Source organism: Micromonospora sp. BS32, assembly GCF_059089345.1.
Genome location: NZ_JBSSHR010000015.1, coordinates 15,556 through 29,642, shown reverse-complemented (window position 1 = coordinate 29,642; position 14,087 = coordinate 15,556). Strand labels below are relative to the sequence as shown.

General features: G+C 73.6%; 12 protein-coding genes, 1 tRNA gene and 1 pseudogene. 5 read left to right on the top strand and 9 right to left on the bottom strand.

Annotated features, from left to right (window positions below):
• From AC5RWQ_RS21415 to AC5RWQ_RS21405, 3 genes are all read right to left on the bottom strand, one after another.
• Positions 1-867, bottom strand: a complete 867-nt coding sequence (locus AC5RWQ_RS21415; protein WP_494284464.1) for an intradiol ring-cleavage dioxygenase — start codon at positions 865-867, stop codon at positions 1-3.
• A gap of 172 nt (positions 868-1,039) precedes the next feature.
• Entirely contained in the window at positions 1,040-2,410 is a 1,371-nt protein-coding gene (locus AC5RWQ_RS21410; protein ID WP_334489067.1) for a cystathionine beta-synthase, read from the bottom strand.
• 74 nt (positions 2,411-2,484) lie between these two features.
• A complete protein-coding gene (locus tag AC5RWQ_RS21405) occupies positions 2,485-2,841 on the bottom strand; it encodes a YkvA family protein (RefSeq protein ID WP_494284463.1) in 357 nt (118 codons plus the stop codon).
• A gap of 178 nt (positions 2,842-3,019) precedes the next feature.
• Between AC5RWQ_RS21405 and AC5RWQ_RS21400 the strand changes: the two are divergent.
• The 4 genes and pseudogenes from AC5RWQ_RS21400 to AC5RWQ_RS21385 form a co-directional block, all read left to right on the top strand.
• Positions 3,020-4,086, top strand: a pseudogene (locus AC5RWQ_RS21400) (SGNH/GDSL hydrolase family protein); the annotation flags it as partial.
• Positions 4,069-4,881 (top strand): SGNH/GDSL hydrolase family protein, encoded by an 813-nt coding sequence (locus AC5RWQ_RS21395; protein ID WP_494284563.1) that lies wholly within the window; start codon positions 4,069-4,071, stop codon positions 4,879-4,881. The pseudogene AC5RWQ_RS21400 and the gene AC5RWQ_RS21395, both read left to right, overlap by 18 nt.
• Before the next feature lie 79 nt (positions 4,882-4,960).
• Positions 4,961-6,223 (top strand): acetyl-CoA C-acetyltransferase, encoded by a 1,263-nt coding sequence (locus tag AC5RWQ_RS21390; protein ID WP_334489022.1) that lies wholly within the window; start codon positions 4,961-4,963, stop codon positions 6,221-6,223.
• Positions 6,224-6,263: 40 nt separating this feature from the next.
• Positions 6,264-7,769 carry a CYTH and CHAD domain-containing protein gene (locus AC5RWQ_RS21385; RefSeq protein WP_494284462.1) on the top strand — a complete coding sequence of 502 codons (1,506 nt, stop codon included), beginning with the start codon at positions 6,264-6,266 and terminating at the stop codon, positions 7,767-7,769.
• A gap of 4 nt (positions 7,770-7,773) precedes the next feature.
• Here AC5RWQ_RS21385 and AC5RWQ_RS21380 read toward each other — a convergent pair whose 3' ends face one another.
• From AC5RWQ_RS21380 to AC5RWQ_RS21365, 4 genes are all read right to left on the bottom strand, one after another.
• Positions 7,774-8,094 (bottom strand): hypothetical protein, encoded by a 321-nt coding sequence (locus AC5RWQ_RS21380; RefSeq protein ID WP_494284461.1) that lies wholly within the window; start codon positions 8,092-8,094, stop codon positions 7,774-7,776.
• Positions 8,095-8,140: 46 nt separating this feature from the next.
• Entirely contained in the window at positions 8,141-8,896 is a 756-nt protein-coding gene (locus AC5RWQ_RS21375) for a Bax inhibitor-1/YccA family protein (RefSeq protein WP_494284460.1), read from the bottom strand.
• Between the two features lie 144 nt (positions 8,897-9,040).
• Positions 9,041-9,862: a Bax inhibitor-1/YccA family protein gene (locus tag AC5RWQ_RS21370; protein WP_494284459.1), complete on the bottom strand. Its 822-nt coding sequence runs from the start codon at positions 9,860-9,862 to the stop codon at positions 9,041-9,043.
• Between the two features lie 109 nt (positions 9,863-9,971).
• Positions 9,972-10,055: transfer RNA gene (locus tag AC5RWQ_RS21365), tRNA-Leu, on the bottom strand.
• A gap of 100 nt (positions 10,056-10,155) precedes the next feature.
• Between AC5RWQ_RS21365 and AC5RWQ_RS21360 the strand changes: the two genes are divergently transcribed.
• Positions 10,156-11,991 (top strand): hypothetical protein, encoded by a 1,836-nt coding sequence (locus tag AC5RWQ_RS21360; protein ID WP_494284458.1) that lies wholly within the window; start codon positions 10,156-10,158, stop codon positions 11,989-11,991.
• Positions 11,992-12,058: 67 nt separating this feature from the next.
• Here AC5RWQ_RS21360 and AC5RWQ_RS21355 read toward each other — a convergent pair whose 3' ends face one another.
• Together AC5RWQ_RS21355 and AC5RWQ_RS21350 are read right to left on the bottom strand one after the other, a co-directional pair.
• Positions 12,059-13,414 carry an NAD(P)/FAD-dependent oxidoreductase gene (locus AC5RWQ_RS21355; RefSeq protein ID WP_494284457.1) on the bottom strand — a complete coding sequence of 452 codons (1,356 nt, stop codon included), beginning with the start codon at positions 13,412-13,414 and terminating at the stop codon, positions 12,059-12,061.
• A 102-nt stretch (positions 13,415-13,516) separates the two neighbouring features.
• Entirely contained in the window at positions 13,517-14,077 is a 561-nt protein-coding gene (locus tag AC5RWQ_RS21350) for a hypothetical protein (RefSeq protein WP_494284456.1), read from the bottom strand.
• Between the last annotated feature and the right edge of the window lie 10 nt (positions 14,078-14,087).

Below are 14,087 nucleotides of genomic sequence, written 5' to 3'. Positions count from 1 at the left end.
TCAGGCCCCGTCCTGGTCGGAGTCCGCCGAGAAGACGATCACGCCAAGGTAACCGCCCTGCTCCTCGGTCACCTTCAGCAGCATGCTGTCCCGGTAGATCGAGTCGTTGTCGTTGAAGGTGTCCCGGCCGGTGTGCGCGGCGTACGGCTGGGCGGCGAAGACCCTGCTGTTGAGCGCCTCGTCGAACATCAACTGGGTGGTGAGCACCCGCTGGTCGCCGACGTGCACCATGGCGTGGATGTGCACCGTCCGGCCCCGGTACCAGCCCGGCCAGACGGTGGTGAACTCCACGATCCCGTCGGCATTGGTGACCTGCGCCCCGCGCAGGTAGCGCTTGTCGTCGGTCGGCGTCAGGTCGGCCGCCTGCCCGCCGCCGGGGCTGCCACCCGGGGCGCCGGCCGGCGGGGCGCCGCCCGGGGCGCCGTTACCGCCCGGGGCGCCGCCCGCGCCGCTGGACTGGGCCTCCGCGCCCGAGTAGAGGCCCGCCGCGTCGCAGTGCCAGATCTCCACCACTGCGTCGGCCAGCGGGCCGCACCGCTCGCTGTCCTGCACCCGGATCGCCAGCCGGAGCCGGGTCCCCTCGCGGTCCTCCCGGAGGTCACTGCGGATCTTGTCGGCGTCGAAGTAGTACGGCCCCTGGGTGGTGTCCGCCGTCAGCGTGCAGGTGTTCGCGCCGGAGAAGAGCGAGGTCAGGTCGTGGGCCGTGGTGGCCTGCGGGCTGACGGTCGCCCCGGTCGACGTGGTGACCGTGCCGCCGCCGTCCCGACCGCAGGCGGCCAGCAGGCCGGCGAGCCCGACCGAACCGATGCCCGCGATGATCCGGCGCCGGCTGACCCGCTGCCCCTCGTGGTGGTCGTGCTGCGTCATCAGGTCCTCCCGACCTCGGTGGCGGATCGTTCGATCCACCGCCGACGCTAGGAAGCGGACATCCGGCGCGGCTGTGCCCTCGTTGTGCCCCCGCTGTGCGTTCCGGCGGCCCGGTACGACGACACGGGGCCTCCTCCCGGTCCGGAAGGAGGCCCCGCGGTACGTCGTCGGGTCAGCGCGCGCCGAGGTGCGCCAGCAGGTCCTGCCGGGTCAGCACGCCCTTCGGCTTGCCGTCCACCAGCACCAGGGCGGCGTCCGACTTCTCCAGCAGGCCGACGGCCTCGCTGACCGGCTGGCCGCCACCGATCATCGGCAGCGGCTCGGTCATGTGCCGCTCGATGGTGTCGTGCAGGTGCGCCTGGCCGGTGAAGAGCGCGTCGAGCAGGTCCTTCTCGGCGATCGAGCCGGCCACCTCACCGGTCACCACCGGCGGCTCGGCCTTGAGCACCGGGAGCTGCGAGACGCCGTACTCGCGCATGTAGTCGATCGCGTCGCGGACCGTCTCGGTCGGGTGCACGTGCACCAGCTCGGGCAGGCCGCCCGGCTTGCCGGCCAGCGCGTCGGCAACGGTCGGCTCGGCGCCCGAGTTGTCCAGGAAGCCGTACCGGGCCATCCACTTGTCGTTGAAGATCTTCGACAGGTAGCCCTTGCCGCTGTCCGGCAGCAGCACCACGACCACGTCGTCCGGGCCGGCCTTGCGGGCCACCTCCAGGGCGGCCACCACGGCCATCCCGCAGGAGCCGCCGACCAGCAGCCCCTCCTCGCGGGCCAGCCGCCGGGTCATCTCGAAGGACTCCTTGTCGGAGACCTCCACGATCTCGTCGGCGACGCCCCGGTCGTACGTCTCCGGCCAGAAGTCCTCACCGACGCCCTCGACCAGGTACGGCCGGCCGGTGCCGCCGGAGTAGACCGAGCCCTCCGGGTCCGCGCCGACGACCCTGACCCGACCCTCGGACGCCTCCTTGAGGTAGCGGCCGATCCCGGAGATGGTGCCGCCGGTGCCGACGCCCGCGACGAAGTGGGTGAGCCCGCCCCCGGTCTGCTTCCACAGCTCCGGGCCGGTGGTCTCGTAGTGCGAGCGCGGGTTGGCCGGGTTGCTGTACTGGTTCGGCTTCCACGCGCCGGGGATCTCCCGAGCCAGCCGGTCGGAGACGTTGTAGTAGGAGCGCGGGTCCTCCGGCGCGACGGCGGTCGGGCAGACCACCACCTCGGCGCCGTACGCCCGCAGCACGTCCTGCTTGTCCTGGCTGACCTTGTCCGGGCAGACGAACACGCACTTGTAGCCCTTGAGCTGGGCCACCAGGGCCAGCCCGACGCCGGTGTTGCCGCTGGTCGGCTCGACGATGGTGCCACCGGGCTTGAGGATCCCGGCGGCCTCGGCGTCCTCCACCATCCGCAGCGCGATCCGGTCCTTCACCGAACCGCCCGGGTTGAGGTACTCCACCTTCGCCAGCACGGTCGCCTGGATGCCCTCGGTGACGTTCCGCAGCCGTACCAGCGGGGTGTTGCCGATCAGCTCGACGACGTTGTCGTAGTACTGCACCTCGTTGTGCCCTTCGATCACGGCGCCGGCCGGCGGCCGGGCAGACAATTCTTCGCCGCCCAGCGTACGTGCCGTCAGGGGATCGCCTGCCCGGGGATGACGGAGCTGCGACCTGCCTCCCACTGAAGGAAGCGCTCGGTCTCCGACAGCACGCTGCCGGCCAGCCAGGTGACCATCACCGCGTCGTCCAGCAGGCCGAAGACCGTCAGGAACAGCTCCGGCACCACGTCGACCGGGGAGACGACGTACGCCGTCGCCGCCGCCATCATGGCCAGCCGGAGGCCGCCGTCGTACTCGCCCCGGGCGGTGGCCCGCATCATCCGTGGCAGCGCCGCCAACCGTGCCCCCAGCGACGGGCCACCCCGTGCCCCGGCCATCAGCGCCCGGGCGAGCGCGGTGAAGGCCGCGCTCCGCTTCAACGTCCTACCCATCAGTCCAGCCCCTCTCCGCCGACCAGCGTGACCGACCGGCGCAATCCCGTCGGCACCCGCGGCAGGCGCCCGATCGCCCGCCGTCGACGGAACAGGTACCCAGAACGGTCGGCTCCCAGCCGTCGCTCGGCCGTCGTGAGGAGAGCGGCGTGTCGTGCCGGCGCGATAATCTCGCGGTATGGGGGTCGCTGGTTCCGTTCCACCGAGTGGTCCGCGCTGGCAGCGCGTCCGCCAGCTAGCCCTGATGGCGGCGGTCGGCACGGGCGCGACCGCCGCCGCGGTGGCGGCGACCGGGGGTGTGCTGCTCGGCCAGGCCCGGCAGGCTCGGCGCACCATTCCGGTGGCGGAGGCCCCGCCACCGCGCTGCGACGGCGTCTACGGCGCCAAGCTGCCCGCCGCCCCGCTCACCATGGTCATCCTCGGGGACTCCTCCGCGGCCAGCTACGGGGTGCACCGGCGCCGGGAGACGCTGGGCGCGCTGCTCGCCACCGGGCTGTCCCGGCGGCTGCACCGGCCGGTCCGGGTGCACCGGTTCGCCGTGGTCGGTTCGCTCTCGGCCGGCCTGAAGCCGCAGGTCGAGTCGGCGCTGGAGTGTGACCCGGACGTCGCGGTGATCCTGATCGGCGGCAACGACGTCACCAACCGCACCCCGCCCGGGCTGGCCGTCCGCTACCTGGTCGACGCCGTCCGGGCGCTGCGCGCCGCCGGCTGTGAGGTGGTCGTCGGCACCTGCCCCGACCTCGGGGCGATCCAGCCGATCCAGCCGCCGCTGCGCTGGCTGGCCCGGCGGTGGAGCCGGCAGCTGGCCGCCGCCCAGACGGTCGCGGTGGTCGAGGCGGGCGGCTGGACGGTCTCCCTGGGCGACATGCTCGGTCCCCGGTTCGCCGCCGAGCCGACCCGGATGTTCGCCTGGGACCGGTTCCACCCGTCCGCCGAGGGGTACGCGATGGCCGCTGCGGCGCTGCTGCCGACCGTGCTCTCGGCCCTCGGTACCGGTCCCGACCGGAGGGCTGTTCCGATCGGGGGCGAAGGCGTACGGTCGCTGCCACAGGCCGCCCAGGAAGCGGCCCGGCACGCCGGCACGGAGGTCAGCGGCACCCAGGTCCGGGGCCGCGACCGAGGGCCGGCGGGCCGTTGGGCGCAGCTGCGCCGGCGGTCGTTCTTCGGCGTCGGAGCGGTGCCGCAACCCGGTGCCGCGGCCGACTCACCCACCCTGGAGGAACTGGCATGAGCGAGCGGAGCGAGCGGGGCATCGGCACGGAGCTCGCGCTCCGGCTCGGCAAGGCGGCGGCGGTCTCGCTGGCCGCCGGGACCCTCGGCGGCGCGGCCGTGCTGGCCGGGCAGGCCGTGGCGGCCCGGAACCGCAGTTACGCGCAGCCGGAGCTCGGCCTGGCCCTGCGGGCCACGGTCGGCCGGGCCGATGCCGCGCCGCTGCGGCTGGTGCTGCTCGGCGACTCCTCCGCGCTCGGCGTCGGGGTGGAACGCTTCGAGGAGACCGTCGGCGGGCAGCTCGCCCACCTGCTGGCCGAGGGCCCGACCGGCCGCCGGGTGCACCTGTCCAGCGTCGGGGTTTCCGGGTCGCGCTCGACGGACCTGGCCACCCAGGTGGCCCGGGCCCTGCTCGGGGAGCGTCCGGACGTGGCGGTGATGCTGATCGGGGCCAACGACGCCACCTCGATGCGCCGGCCGGGCGACGCGGCGGCCTACCTCGGGTCGGCGGTGCGCCGGCTGCGCGACGCGGGCGTGGAGGTGGTGGTCGGCACCTGCCCCGACCTCGGCGCCGTCCGCGCGGTGGCGCCGCCGCTGCGCCAGGTCATCGGCTGGTCCGGGCGACGGGTCGCCCGCGCCCAGACGGCCGCGGTGCTCGACGCCGGCGGCTCGGTGGTCGACCTGGGTACGGAGACCGGGCCGGTGTTCCGGGCCGACGCCGGAGCGTTCTGCCACGACGGCTTCCACCCCTCGGCCGACGGCTACCGGGTCTGGGCGCACGCCCTGCTCCCGGCGGTCGCGGCGGCGGCCGCCGTGGCCTCGCGGCACTGACACCGCCGCCGCCGAGGGTGACATTTCCCGGCGGCCGGGCAGCTTCCGCGTTAAGTTACCGGCGAGTTAACGTTGGTCCATGCCGATTGAGTCCTCCCGCGACGCCGTCATCGTCGCCACCGCCCGGTCCCCCATCGGTCGCGCGCACAAGGGTTCGCTGCGCGAGGTCCGCCCGGACGACCTCGCCGCCACCATCGTCCAGGCCGCCCTGGCCAAGGTCCCCCAGCTCGATCCCACCGAGATCGACGACATGTACCTCGGTTGCGGTCTGCCCGGTGGGGAGCAGGGCTTCAACATGGCCCGGGTGGTCGCCACCCTGATGGGCCTGGACGGCCTGCCCGGCGCCACCCTGACCCGCTACTGCGCGTCGTCGCTGCAGACCACCCGGATGGCGATGCACGCGATCCGGGCCGGTGAGGGCGACGTCTTCATCTCCGCCGGCGTCGAGATGGTCTCCCGGTACGCCCGGGGCAACTCCGACGGCCTGCCGCCGGAGGCGCAGGCGCTGGTCGGCGGCGGCTGGGAGAACCCGCGCTTCGCCGAGGCCCACGAGCGCTCGAAGCGCCGCGCCGAGGGCGGCGCGGAGGTCTGGACGGACCCGCGCGAGGCCGGCCAACTGCCGGACATCTACCTGAGCATGGGGCAGACCGCCGAGAACCTCGCCCAGGTCCACGACGTGACCCGCGAGGACATGGACGCCTTCGGCGTCCGCAGCCAGAACCTCGCCGAGAAGGCGATCGCCGACGGCTTCTGGGCCCGGGAGATCACCCCGGTCACCACCCCGGACGGCACGGTGGTCAGCACCGACGACGGCCCCCGCGCCGGGGTCACCCTGGAGGCGGTCTCCGGGTTGAAGCCGGTCTTCCGCCCGGACGGCCGGATCACCGCCGGCAACTGCTGCCCGCTCAACGACGGCGCCGCCGCCGTGGTGATCATGAGCGCCCAGCGGGCCCGGGACCTGGGGCTCACCCCGCTGGCCCGGATCGTCTCCACCGGCGTCACCGCCCTGTCCCCCGAGATCATGGGCCTCGGCCCGGTCGAGGCCTCCAGGCAGGCGCTCGAGCGGGCCGGCATGACCATCGACGACGTCGACCTGGTCGAGATCAACGAGGCGTTCGCCGCCCAGGTGATCCCCTCCTACCGGCAGCTCGGCATTCCCGAGGAGAAGCTGAACGTGATGGGCGGCGCGATCGCGATCGGCCACCCGTTCGGCATGACCGGCGCCCGGATCACCGGCACCCTGCTCAACGCCCTGGAGTGGCACGACAAGAGCATCGGTCTGGAGACCATGTGCGTCGGCGGCGGCCAGGGCATGGCGATGGTGCTGGAGCGGCTGAGCTGAGCCCGGTTCACCCCCCGGCGACCCGGGTACCGTCCCCGACATGGCGACGGTCGTGGAGCGGGAACGCAAGTACTCCGGGGACGAGGATTTCCGCCTGCCGGACCTGACGGGGTGCGGTGGCGTCGCGACGGTGTCCGACGCCACCGCCCTCGACCTGGACGCGGTCTACCTGGACACCCCCGACCTGCGGCTGGCCCGCAGCGGATACGCGCTGCGCCGGCGTACCGGTGGGCACGACGCGGGCTGGCACCTCAAGGTGGGCGCGGCCGGCGGCCCCCGGACGGAGTACCAGTTCCCCGCCGGCGAGGCGGACGCCGACCCGCCGGCGGAGCTGGCCGGGCTGTTCCGGGCCGCCTCCCGGGGCGTACCGGTCGCGCCGGCCGCCCGGATCACCACCGGCCGTGTGGAGCGGCGGCTGCTCGACGCGGCCGGCCGGGTGCTGGCCGAGGTCGCCGAGGACACCGTCGAGGCCCGGGACCTGGTCAGCGACGAACGGCAGGCGTGGCACGAGCTCGAGGTCGAGCTGGTCGACGGGGACGAGGAACTGCTCGACGCCGTCGAGGCCCGGCTCCGCGACGCGGGCGCCCGGCCGGTCCCGGTCTCGAAGTCGCACCGCGCCCTGGGTACCCGGCTCGCCGCGGCGGCGGAGTCGGCGCCGACCGACCCGGCCGTCGCGCCGGTCGTCGAGTACGCCCGGGCCCAGCGCGACGTGCTGATCGCGAACCACCCGGCGGCCCGACACGGTGACCAGGACGCCGTGCACGACATGCGGGTCGCGGCCCGCCGGCTGCGCGCCACCCTGCGCACGTTCCGCGGCCTCTGGGACCGTCCCGAGAGCGAGGCGGTCCGCGCCGAGCTGCGTTGGCTCGGCGCCCAGCTCGGGCCGGTCCGGGACGCTCAGGTGATGGCCGCCCGGCTCACCGACGCGGTGCACGCCGAACCGGACGAGCTGGTCCTCGGCCCGGTCGTCGCGCGGATCACCGAACGCTTCGCCGCCGACGTCGCCACCGCCCTCGACGAACTGGGCCGGGCGGTCGACTCCGACCGGTACACCGCGCTGCTGACCCGGCTGGACCGGCTGCTGGAGCGGCCCACCGCCGACGCCGCCGGCGCCCGCTGGGTGTCCCGCCGGGTCCGGCGGGCGGTCACCCGCGCCGACGAGCGGCTGGACGCCGCCCTCGCCAGGAAGCATCCGGCGCTCGCCGGCGCGGAGGGGGACGTCGCGCTGCACGAGGCGCGCAAGGCGTACAAGGCGGCGCGCTACGCCGTCGAGGTGCGCCAGCCGGCCGGCGGGAAGGCCGCCGCCGCCCTGGTCGACCGGCTCAAGAACCTTCAGGACCTGCTCGGCGCCCACCAGGACTCGGTGATCACCCGGGAGGTGCTGCGGCGCGAGGCGCTGCGGGCGTACGCGGACGGGGAGAACACCTTCACCTACGGCCTGCTGCACGCCCGGCAGGCCGCCGCCGCCGAGCGGAACGTGCCGGACTTCGCCGCCGCCCGGGACCGGGCCCGGCGGGGCAAGGTCCGCCGCTGGCTGAAGAACTGACCGGCTACAGCGCGGACCGGGTCGCCGCGACCGCGGTGGCGGCCCCGGCCAGCGCCGCCTCCGGCGGGCCGGCCGCCACCAGGTCCGCCGCGACCACCCGGAGCTGGTCGGGCAGGGCCAGGTCGTTGTCCAACCGGGGTACGGCCCGACGGGGCCCACCCTCGGTGTCCGCGGCCAGGTTGGCGATCTCCTGTACCAGCTTGTGCACCAGGTCGGCGCGGGACGCGTTGCCGCCCGCCGCCACCGCCGCCCAGCGTGGCTGCTGCCAGTGCCCCACCTGACGGACCAGCAGGTCCACCGCCCGGTCCAGTTCCGCTGCGCTCATCGCCGCCGAGTCTACGGCCGAGCCGCCGGTCACCGGCCGCGACCGCTCACCGGCGCAGGTAGCTCAGCAGGCGCAGGATCTGCCAGTACAGGAAGATCAGCCCGACCAGCAGCCCGAACGCGCAGAGCCAGGCGTACCGGCGCGGCAGGCCCGCCCGGACGGACCGCTCGACCTGGTCGAAGTCGAGGATGAAGCTCAACGCCCCGGCGATGATCGCCACCCCGGAGAAGACGTACGGCAGCCAGCCCACCCGCCCGGTGAGGCTGTAGACCTCGACGCCCTGCCGGCCGGTGAAGAGCCGGAAGACCAGATTGACCAGGGTGATCGCGAGCAGCCCGACGAGGGTCCCGAAGACCAGCCGGGCCAGCCGTGGGGTGGCCCGGACGACCCGGGCCCGGTAGAGCAGCGCCATGCCGAGGAACACCCCGAAGGTGCCCAGCACCGCCTGCACGACGATGCCCGGGTACACCAGCTCGAAGGCCCGGCTGGCCACCCCCAGCAGCAGCCCCTGGAGCAGGGCGTACCCGATGATCGGGGCGGGATGGGTGATGCCGCGCAGTGAGATCACCAGGACCAGCGCGATCCCGGCCAGCGCGGTGCCGGCCAGTGCCGCCGGCAGCCACACTTCCTGCGGTACGACCGCCCAGGCCACCGCCGCGGTCACCCCGGTGAGCAGCAGCAGCCCGACCGTGCGGGTCACCACGTCGTCGACGGTGACGGCCTCCGCGCCGCCCGCACCGGCCAGGCGGTGCTCCCGGCCGGTCTCCTCCAGCCGGTCCAGGACCGGGTTGGCGCTGCGCATCCGTCACCTCCTCGGCGGCGTACCCCTGGTGTCACTCTGCCCCGGACGGCCCGGCGGCGACGGGGAAACGCCTGCGGCGGGGCCGGAGACGACGACGCCCGCCGCCGCGGGTCGCGGAGGCGGGCGCCGGGGAGGGCACGACGGTCAGTCGTCGCCCTGGAAGTAGCTGATCAGGCGGAGCAGCTCCAGGTAGAGCCAGACCAGGCTGACCACGATGCCGAAGGCGGCCGTCCAGGAGTAGCGCTGCGGCAGCCCCATCCGGACGCCGTCCTCGACCTCCTTGAAGCTGAGCACGAAGCTCAGCGAGGCGACCACGATGCAGATCAGGCTGAAACCGATGCCGAGCGGAGTGGCGTCGCGCAGGCCGGTGCTCATGCCGAAGAGCGCGAGCACGAAGTTGATCAGCATGACGGCGAAGAGGCCGGCCATCACGGCGATCATGCCCTTGACGAACTTCGGCGTGGCCCGGATGACCCGCGCCTTGTAGAGCATGGTCATCACGAAGAAGACACCGAAGGTGGCCACCACGGCCTGGAGCACGATGCCCTGGTAGGCGGTCTCGTAGGCCTTGCTGACCAGGCCCACGAAGGCGCCCTCGACCACGGCGTACGCGACGACCAGGGCCGGGTTGGCCATCCGGGAGAACGAGATGATCAGGCCGAGCACCAGACCGACCATCGCCGCGCCGATCCAGGCGGCGCCGAGCAGCGCGTCCGGCACCAGCACCCAGGCGGCCGCGGCGGAGACGCCGAGGATGCCCAGGAGCGCGACGGTCTTGACCACCACGTCGTCGATCGACATGGTCCCGGACACCGCGGGGGCGATCGGGGACCCGGGCTGCCCCGGGTACTGCTGGGGAATACCGGGCTGTCCGTAACCGTACGGCCCGGGCTGGGCGTACCCGGCGGAGCGCTCCCGCTCGGCCGCCTGGCCGAGCCGGGCGAGCACCGGGTTCGAGGTCTTCACTGTCAGGCCTCCCTCAGGGGGTCAACGCACGCAGAAGCGTGCGCTTCAAGAGTAAACGGACCGGTCACACCCGCGCCGGGTGGCAAGCTGTGGGAAAGCTGAGAAATTGTGGTGCCCGGGGCGGGGGTCGAACCCGCACGCCTTGCGGCAGCCGCTTTTAAGGCGGCCGTGTCTGCCGTTCCACCACCCGGGCGGGCGGCACCGTCGCGTCGACACGCGCGATGCAGTGTCACCGTAACCGCTCGGCGGCACCCGGCGTACCCCGTGCCTGGTGCCGCACTAGGGTCGATGCCGTGACCAGCGCAGCCCGTACGGCGCCCGACGCCGACCCCGACCTGGCTGTCGGCCTCGCCGAGCCGGCCACGCCGGAACGCCGCACCGCCCGCTGGTGGGCGTTCGCCGTCCGGCACCGCACCGACCTCGGCATCTGCCTGTTGTACCTCCTGCTGGCCGGTTGGCTCACCCACGGTCTCTGGCCCGACCCGACCGGCCGGGTGCTGGCGCTCAACCCCGCCGACCAGACCCTCTACGAGTGGTTCCTGGCCGTCGACTCGCGGGCCCTGCTCGGCAACTTCGGGCTGCTCAGCGAGCGGCTCAACGCCCCGGACGGGGTGAACCTGATGGCCAACACCACGGTCATCGCGCTCGGCGTGCTCTTCGCCCCGGTCACCCTGCTCTTCGGCGCGCCGGTCACCTTCGCGCTGCTGGCCGGCGCGAACCTGGCCGGCACCGCGACCGCCTGGTACCTGCTGCTCAGCCGGACGCTGCGGGTCCGCCCGCTGGCCGCTGCCGTCGGCGCCGGGCTCTGCGGCTTCGGGCCGGGGATGGTCTCGCAGAGCAACAGCCACCTGCACATGACGGCCCAGTGGCTGGTCCCGGTGATCGTCTGGCTGGTCGTCCGGCTGCTGCGCGCCGCCGACCCGGGGCCGAACACCCTGGACCTGCCGGACGGGCGGCGGATCACCACCTCGGCGGTCGGGCTGGCCGCGGCGGTCAGCGTGCAGGCGTTCATCGGCGAGGAGGTGCTCTTCCTTACCGCGCTCACCCTGCTGGTGATGACGATCTCCTACGCGGTGGGCGACCGGCCGCTGCTGCGCCGGGCGGGTCCCGGCTTCGCCGGCGGGCTGATGCTCGCCGCCGGGCTGGCGCTGCTCGTGCTCGGCTACCCGCTGTGGTTCCAGTTCGCCGGCCCGCAGGGCGTGGCCGACGGGATGTTCAGCCCGCACTACTTCTCGGCCGACCTGGCCAGCTGGTGGACCGTCTCCCCGCTGTCGATGGTCGGCAGCGACACCTCGGCCCGGCTCACCACCGGGCCGGCCGAATACAACACCTTCCTCGGCTGGCCGCTGCTGCTGGTCACCGTCGCCTGCGCGGCCTGGCTGCGGAGCCGGCCACTGGTCGTCGCCTCCGCGGTGGCGGGGCTGGTGATGGCGGCGCTGTCGCTCGGCCCGCAGGTGGTCCTCGACGGCGAGCGGAGCACCATCCCCGGGCCGTACGCGCTGCTCGCCGGCCTCCCGGTGGTGGACGGCGCACTGCCGATGCGGTTCGGCCTGGCGGTACTGCCGCTGACCGGCGCCCTGCTGGCCCTGGCGATGGACCGGGCGCTGCGGGAGACCGGCCGGGCCCGCCGTCTCGTCCCGGCCGCCGTCGCGGTGGCCCTGCTCTCGGTCTTCCCCGGGCCGCTGCCCACCGTCGACCGTCCGGCGCTGCCGGAGTTCATCGCCGGCGGCCACTGGCGCGACTGTGTCTCCCCCGGCGGGGTGCTGGTGCCGGTGCCGGCCGCCACTCCGAGGGAGCCCTGGCCGATGCGCTGGGCCACGGCCGCCGACGCGGAGTTCGGCCTCCCCGAGGGCTTCTTCATCGGCCCGTACGGCCGCGGCGGCAGCGCCACCATGGGCACCTACAAGCAGCCCACCTCGGCACTGCTGGCCGACGTCGCCAAGCGCGGTGACGAACCGCCGATCGGCGACGAGCAGCGGCGGCAGGCCGCCAAGGACGCCGACTTCTGGGGCGCCTCCTGCGTCGCGCTGACCGACGACGCACCCCACGCGGAGAGCCTGCGCCGCACCCTGGTCCGGCTCTACGGCCCGGGCACCCGGATCGCCGACGCCTGGACCTGGCGGGTCTGAACCCCGCCGAGATGCCCGGACACGAAAAGGCCCTCCCCGTCGGGGAGGGCCTTTCGCGAACCTCGGGTCAGGCGGCCCGGCTCACACCGACCGGCTGCTGCACCGGCTGCGGCGGCTGCGAGGCCTCGGCGAACTCCTCGCGCGGGTCGTGCAGCTGGCCGAGCGCGACCACCTCCCGCTTGAGGAAGAAGGCCAGCGACCAGTCGACCACGACCCGGACCTTGCGGTTGAACGACGGGATCCGGCTCATGTGGTACGTCCGGTGCATGAACCACGCCGGCCAGCCGGTCATCTTCACGCCGTACACCTGGGCGACGCCCTTGTGCAGGCCGAGGCTGGCCACGCTGCCCACGTGCTTGTGCTTGTAGTTGACCGGCTCACGACCCCGGATCACCAGCGCGATGTTGTCCGCCATCCGGGCGGCCTGCCGCACCGCGTGCTGGGCACTCGGCGAGCAGTAGTTGCCAGGCTCCTTGGTCAGGTCCGGCACGGCGGCGCAGTCACCGGCGCTCCAGGCGCCCTCGACGACCCGGTCGCCGTCCACGACCTGCAGGGTCGGCAGGCAGGTGACCCGCCGGCGCTCGTCGCGCGGGAAGTCCGTCCGGTCGAGCATCGGCGACGGCTTGACGCCGGCGGTCCAGACGATGGTGTCGGACCGGAACGAGTCGCCGTCGGAGAGCTTGACCACCCCGTCGACGCAGGACTCCAGCCGGGTGTCCAGCCTGATGTCCATGTTCCGCTTCAGCAGCTGCTGGACGGTGTAGGCGCCCATGTCCCGGTCGACCTCGGGCAGCACCCGCTGGGTCGCCTCGACCAGCACCCAGCGCATGTCCTCCGGCTTCAGCTCGGGGTAGTAGCGCAGCGCGTCCCGGGCCATGTCCTCCATCTCGGCGAGCGCCTCGATGCCGGCGTACCCACCACCCACGAAGGTGAAGGTCAGCGCGGAACGGCGGACGTCCGGGTCCGGCGTGACGGCCGCCACGTCGAGCCGGTCCAGCACGTGGTTGCGCAGGTAGATCGCCTCGCCGATGGTCTTGAAACCGATGCCCTGCTCGTGCAGGCCGGGAATCGGCAGCGTCCGGGAGACCGACCCGGGCGCGACCACCACGTGGTCGTAGGGGATCTCCCGGGTGGGGCCGGCGATCGGCTGCACCACGGCGGTCTTGCGGTCGTGGTCGATCCGCGTCACCGTACCGGCCACGACCTTGCACCTGCGCAACTCACGGCGCAGCGGCACCACCGAGTGCCGCGGCGAGATGTTGCCCGCCGCCGCCTCCGGAAGGAACGGCTGGTAGGTCATGTGCGGCTGCGGGTCAACGACGACGACCTCGGCCTCACGGGAGCTCAGCTTCTTGGACAGGCGCAGAGCAGCGTACAGGCCGACGTGCCCGGCACCCACGACAAGGATCCGCTTCGGATTCACGTCATCTATCTTTCCCCGGGCGGCTCGGCTAATCCCGCTCGAGACCCCCACTTGTGACGGAGCACAACCCGTGTGACCTGCGCAACTCTCCGCGTCGTCCCGCTATCTGCGACGCAACAACGAGCCCAGCAGACCGCTCAACCCCACCGCCACCAGCAGTCCGACCACCGTCGCCGCGCGGAAACCGTCATCGCCGCCGATCCCGCCCAACCAGGACAGCACGATGCCCACCACGGCGGCGGCCAGCAGCACCGCGCCGGCCCGGGCGAGCCAGCGGAGCACCAGATCCGGATCGACCACCGCGTCGTACGGCAGCACCGCGGCGAGCGCGCAGAGGGTGTGCCCCAGGTAGAGCGCCGACGCCACGGCGACCAGCCGCCACAGCGTGATCGGCCGGTCGTACCCGGCCGACGCGACCACCCAGCCACCGACCGTGACCAGCGCCGCGAACGTCGGCCACACCCGGCGCGGCGACACCGTGGGGAACAGCGACACCGCCACGAACAGCAGCAGCGCCCGCGGGGTGAACAGCTCCATCGGGTACGCCAGCAGCAACCCCACCAGCACCGCCCAGAAGATGCCGACCCGCACCAGCAGTGGTGTGAGGCTCACCCGGTTCGCCGCCACCCGCAACGCCCGGGCCCGTTCCCACACCGCGTTCATCGGGGCTGGC

Coding starts and splice junctions, on each gene's coding strand:
- AC5RWQ_RS21350 (WP_494284456.1), bottom strand. CDS start 14,077: ATGAACGCGGTGTGGGAACGGGCCCGGGCGTTGCGGGTGGCGGCGAAC.
- AC5RWQ_RS21390 (WP_334489022.1), top strand. CDS start 4,961: ATGCCGATTGAGTCCTCCCGCGACGCCGTCATCGTCGCCACCGCCCGG.
- AC5RWQ_RS21380 (WP_494284461.1), bottom strand. CDS start 8,094: ATGAGCGCAGCGGAACTGGACCGGGCGGTGGACCTGCTGGTCCGTCAG.
- AC5RWQ_RS21385 (WP_494284462.1), top strand. CDS start 6,264: ATGGCGACGGTCGTGGAGCGGGAACGCAAGTACTCCGGGGACGAGGAT.
- AC5RWQ_RS21395 (WP_494284563.1), top strand. CDS start 4,069: ATGAGCGAGCGGAGCGAGCGGGGCATCGGCACGGAGCTCGCGCTCCGG.
- AC5RWQ_RS21415 (WP_494284464.1), bottom strand. CDS start 867: ATGACGCAGCACGACCACCACGAGGGGCAGCGGGTCAGCCGGCGCCGG.
- AC5RWQ_RS21375 (WP_494284460.1), bottom strand. CDS start 8,896: ATGCGCAGCGCCAACCCGGTCCTGGACCGGCTGGAGGAGACCGGCCGG.
- AC5RWQ_RS21405 (WP_494284463.1), bottom strand. CDS start 2,841: ATGGGTAGGACGTTGAAGCGGAGCGCGGCCTTCACCGCGCTCGCCCGG.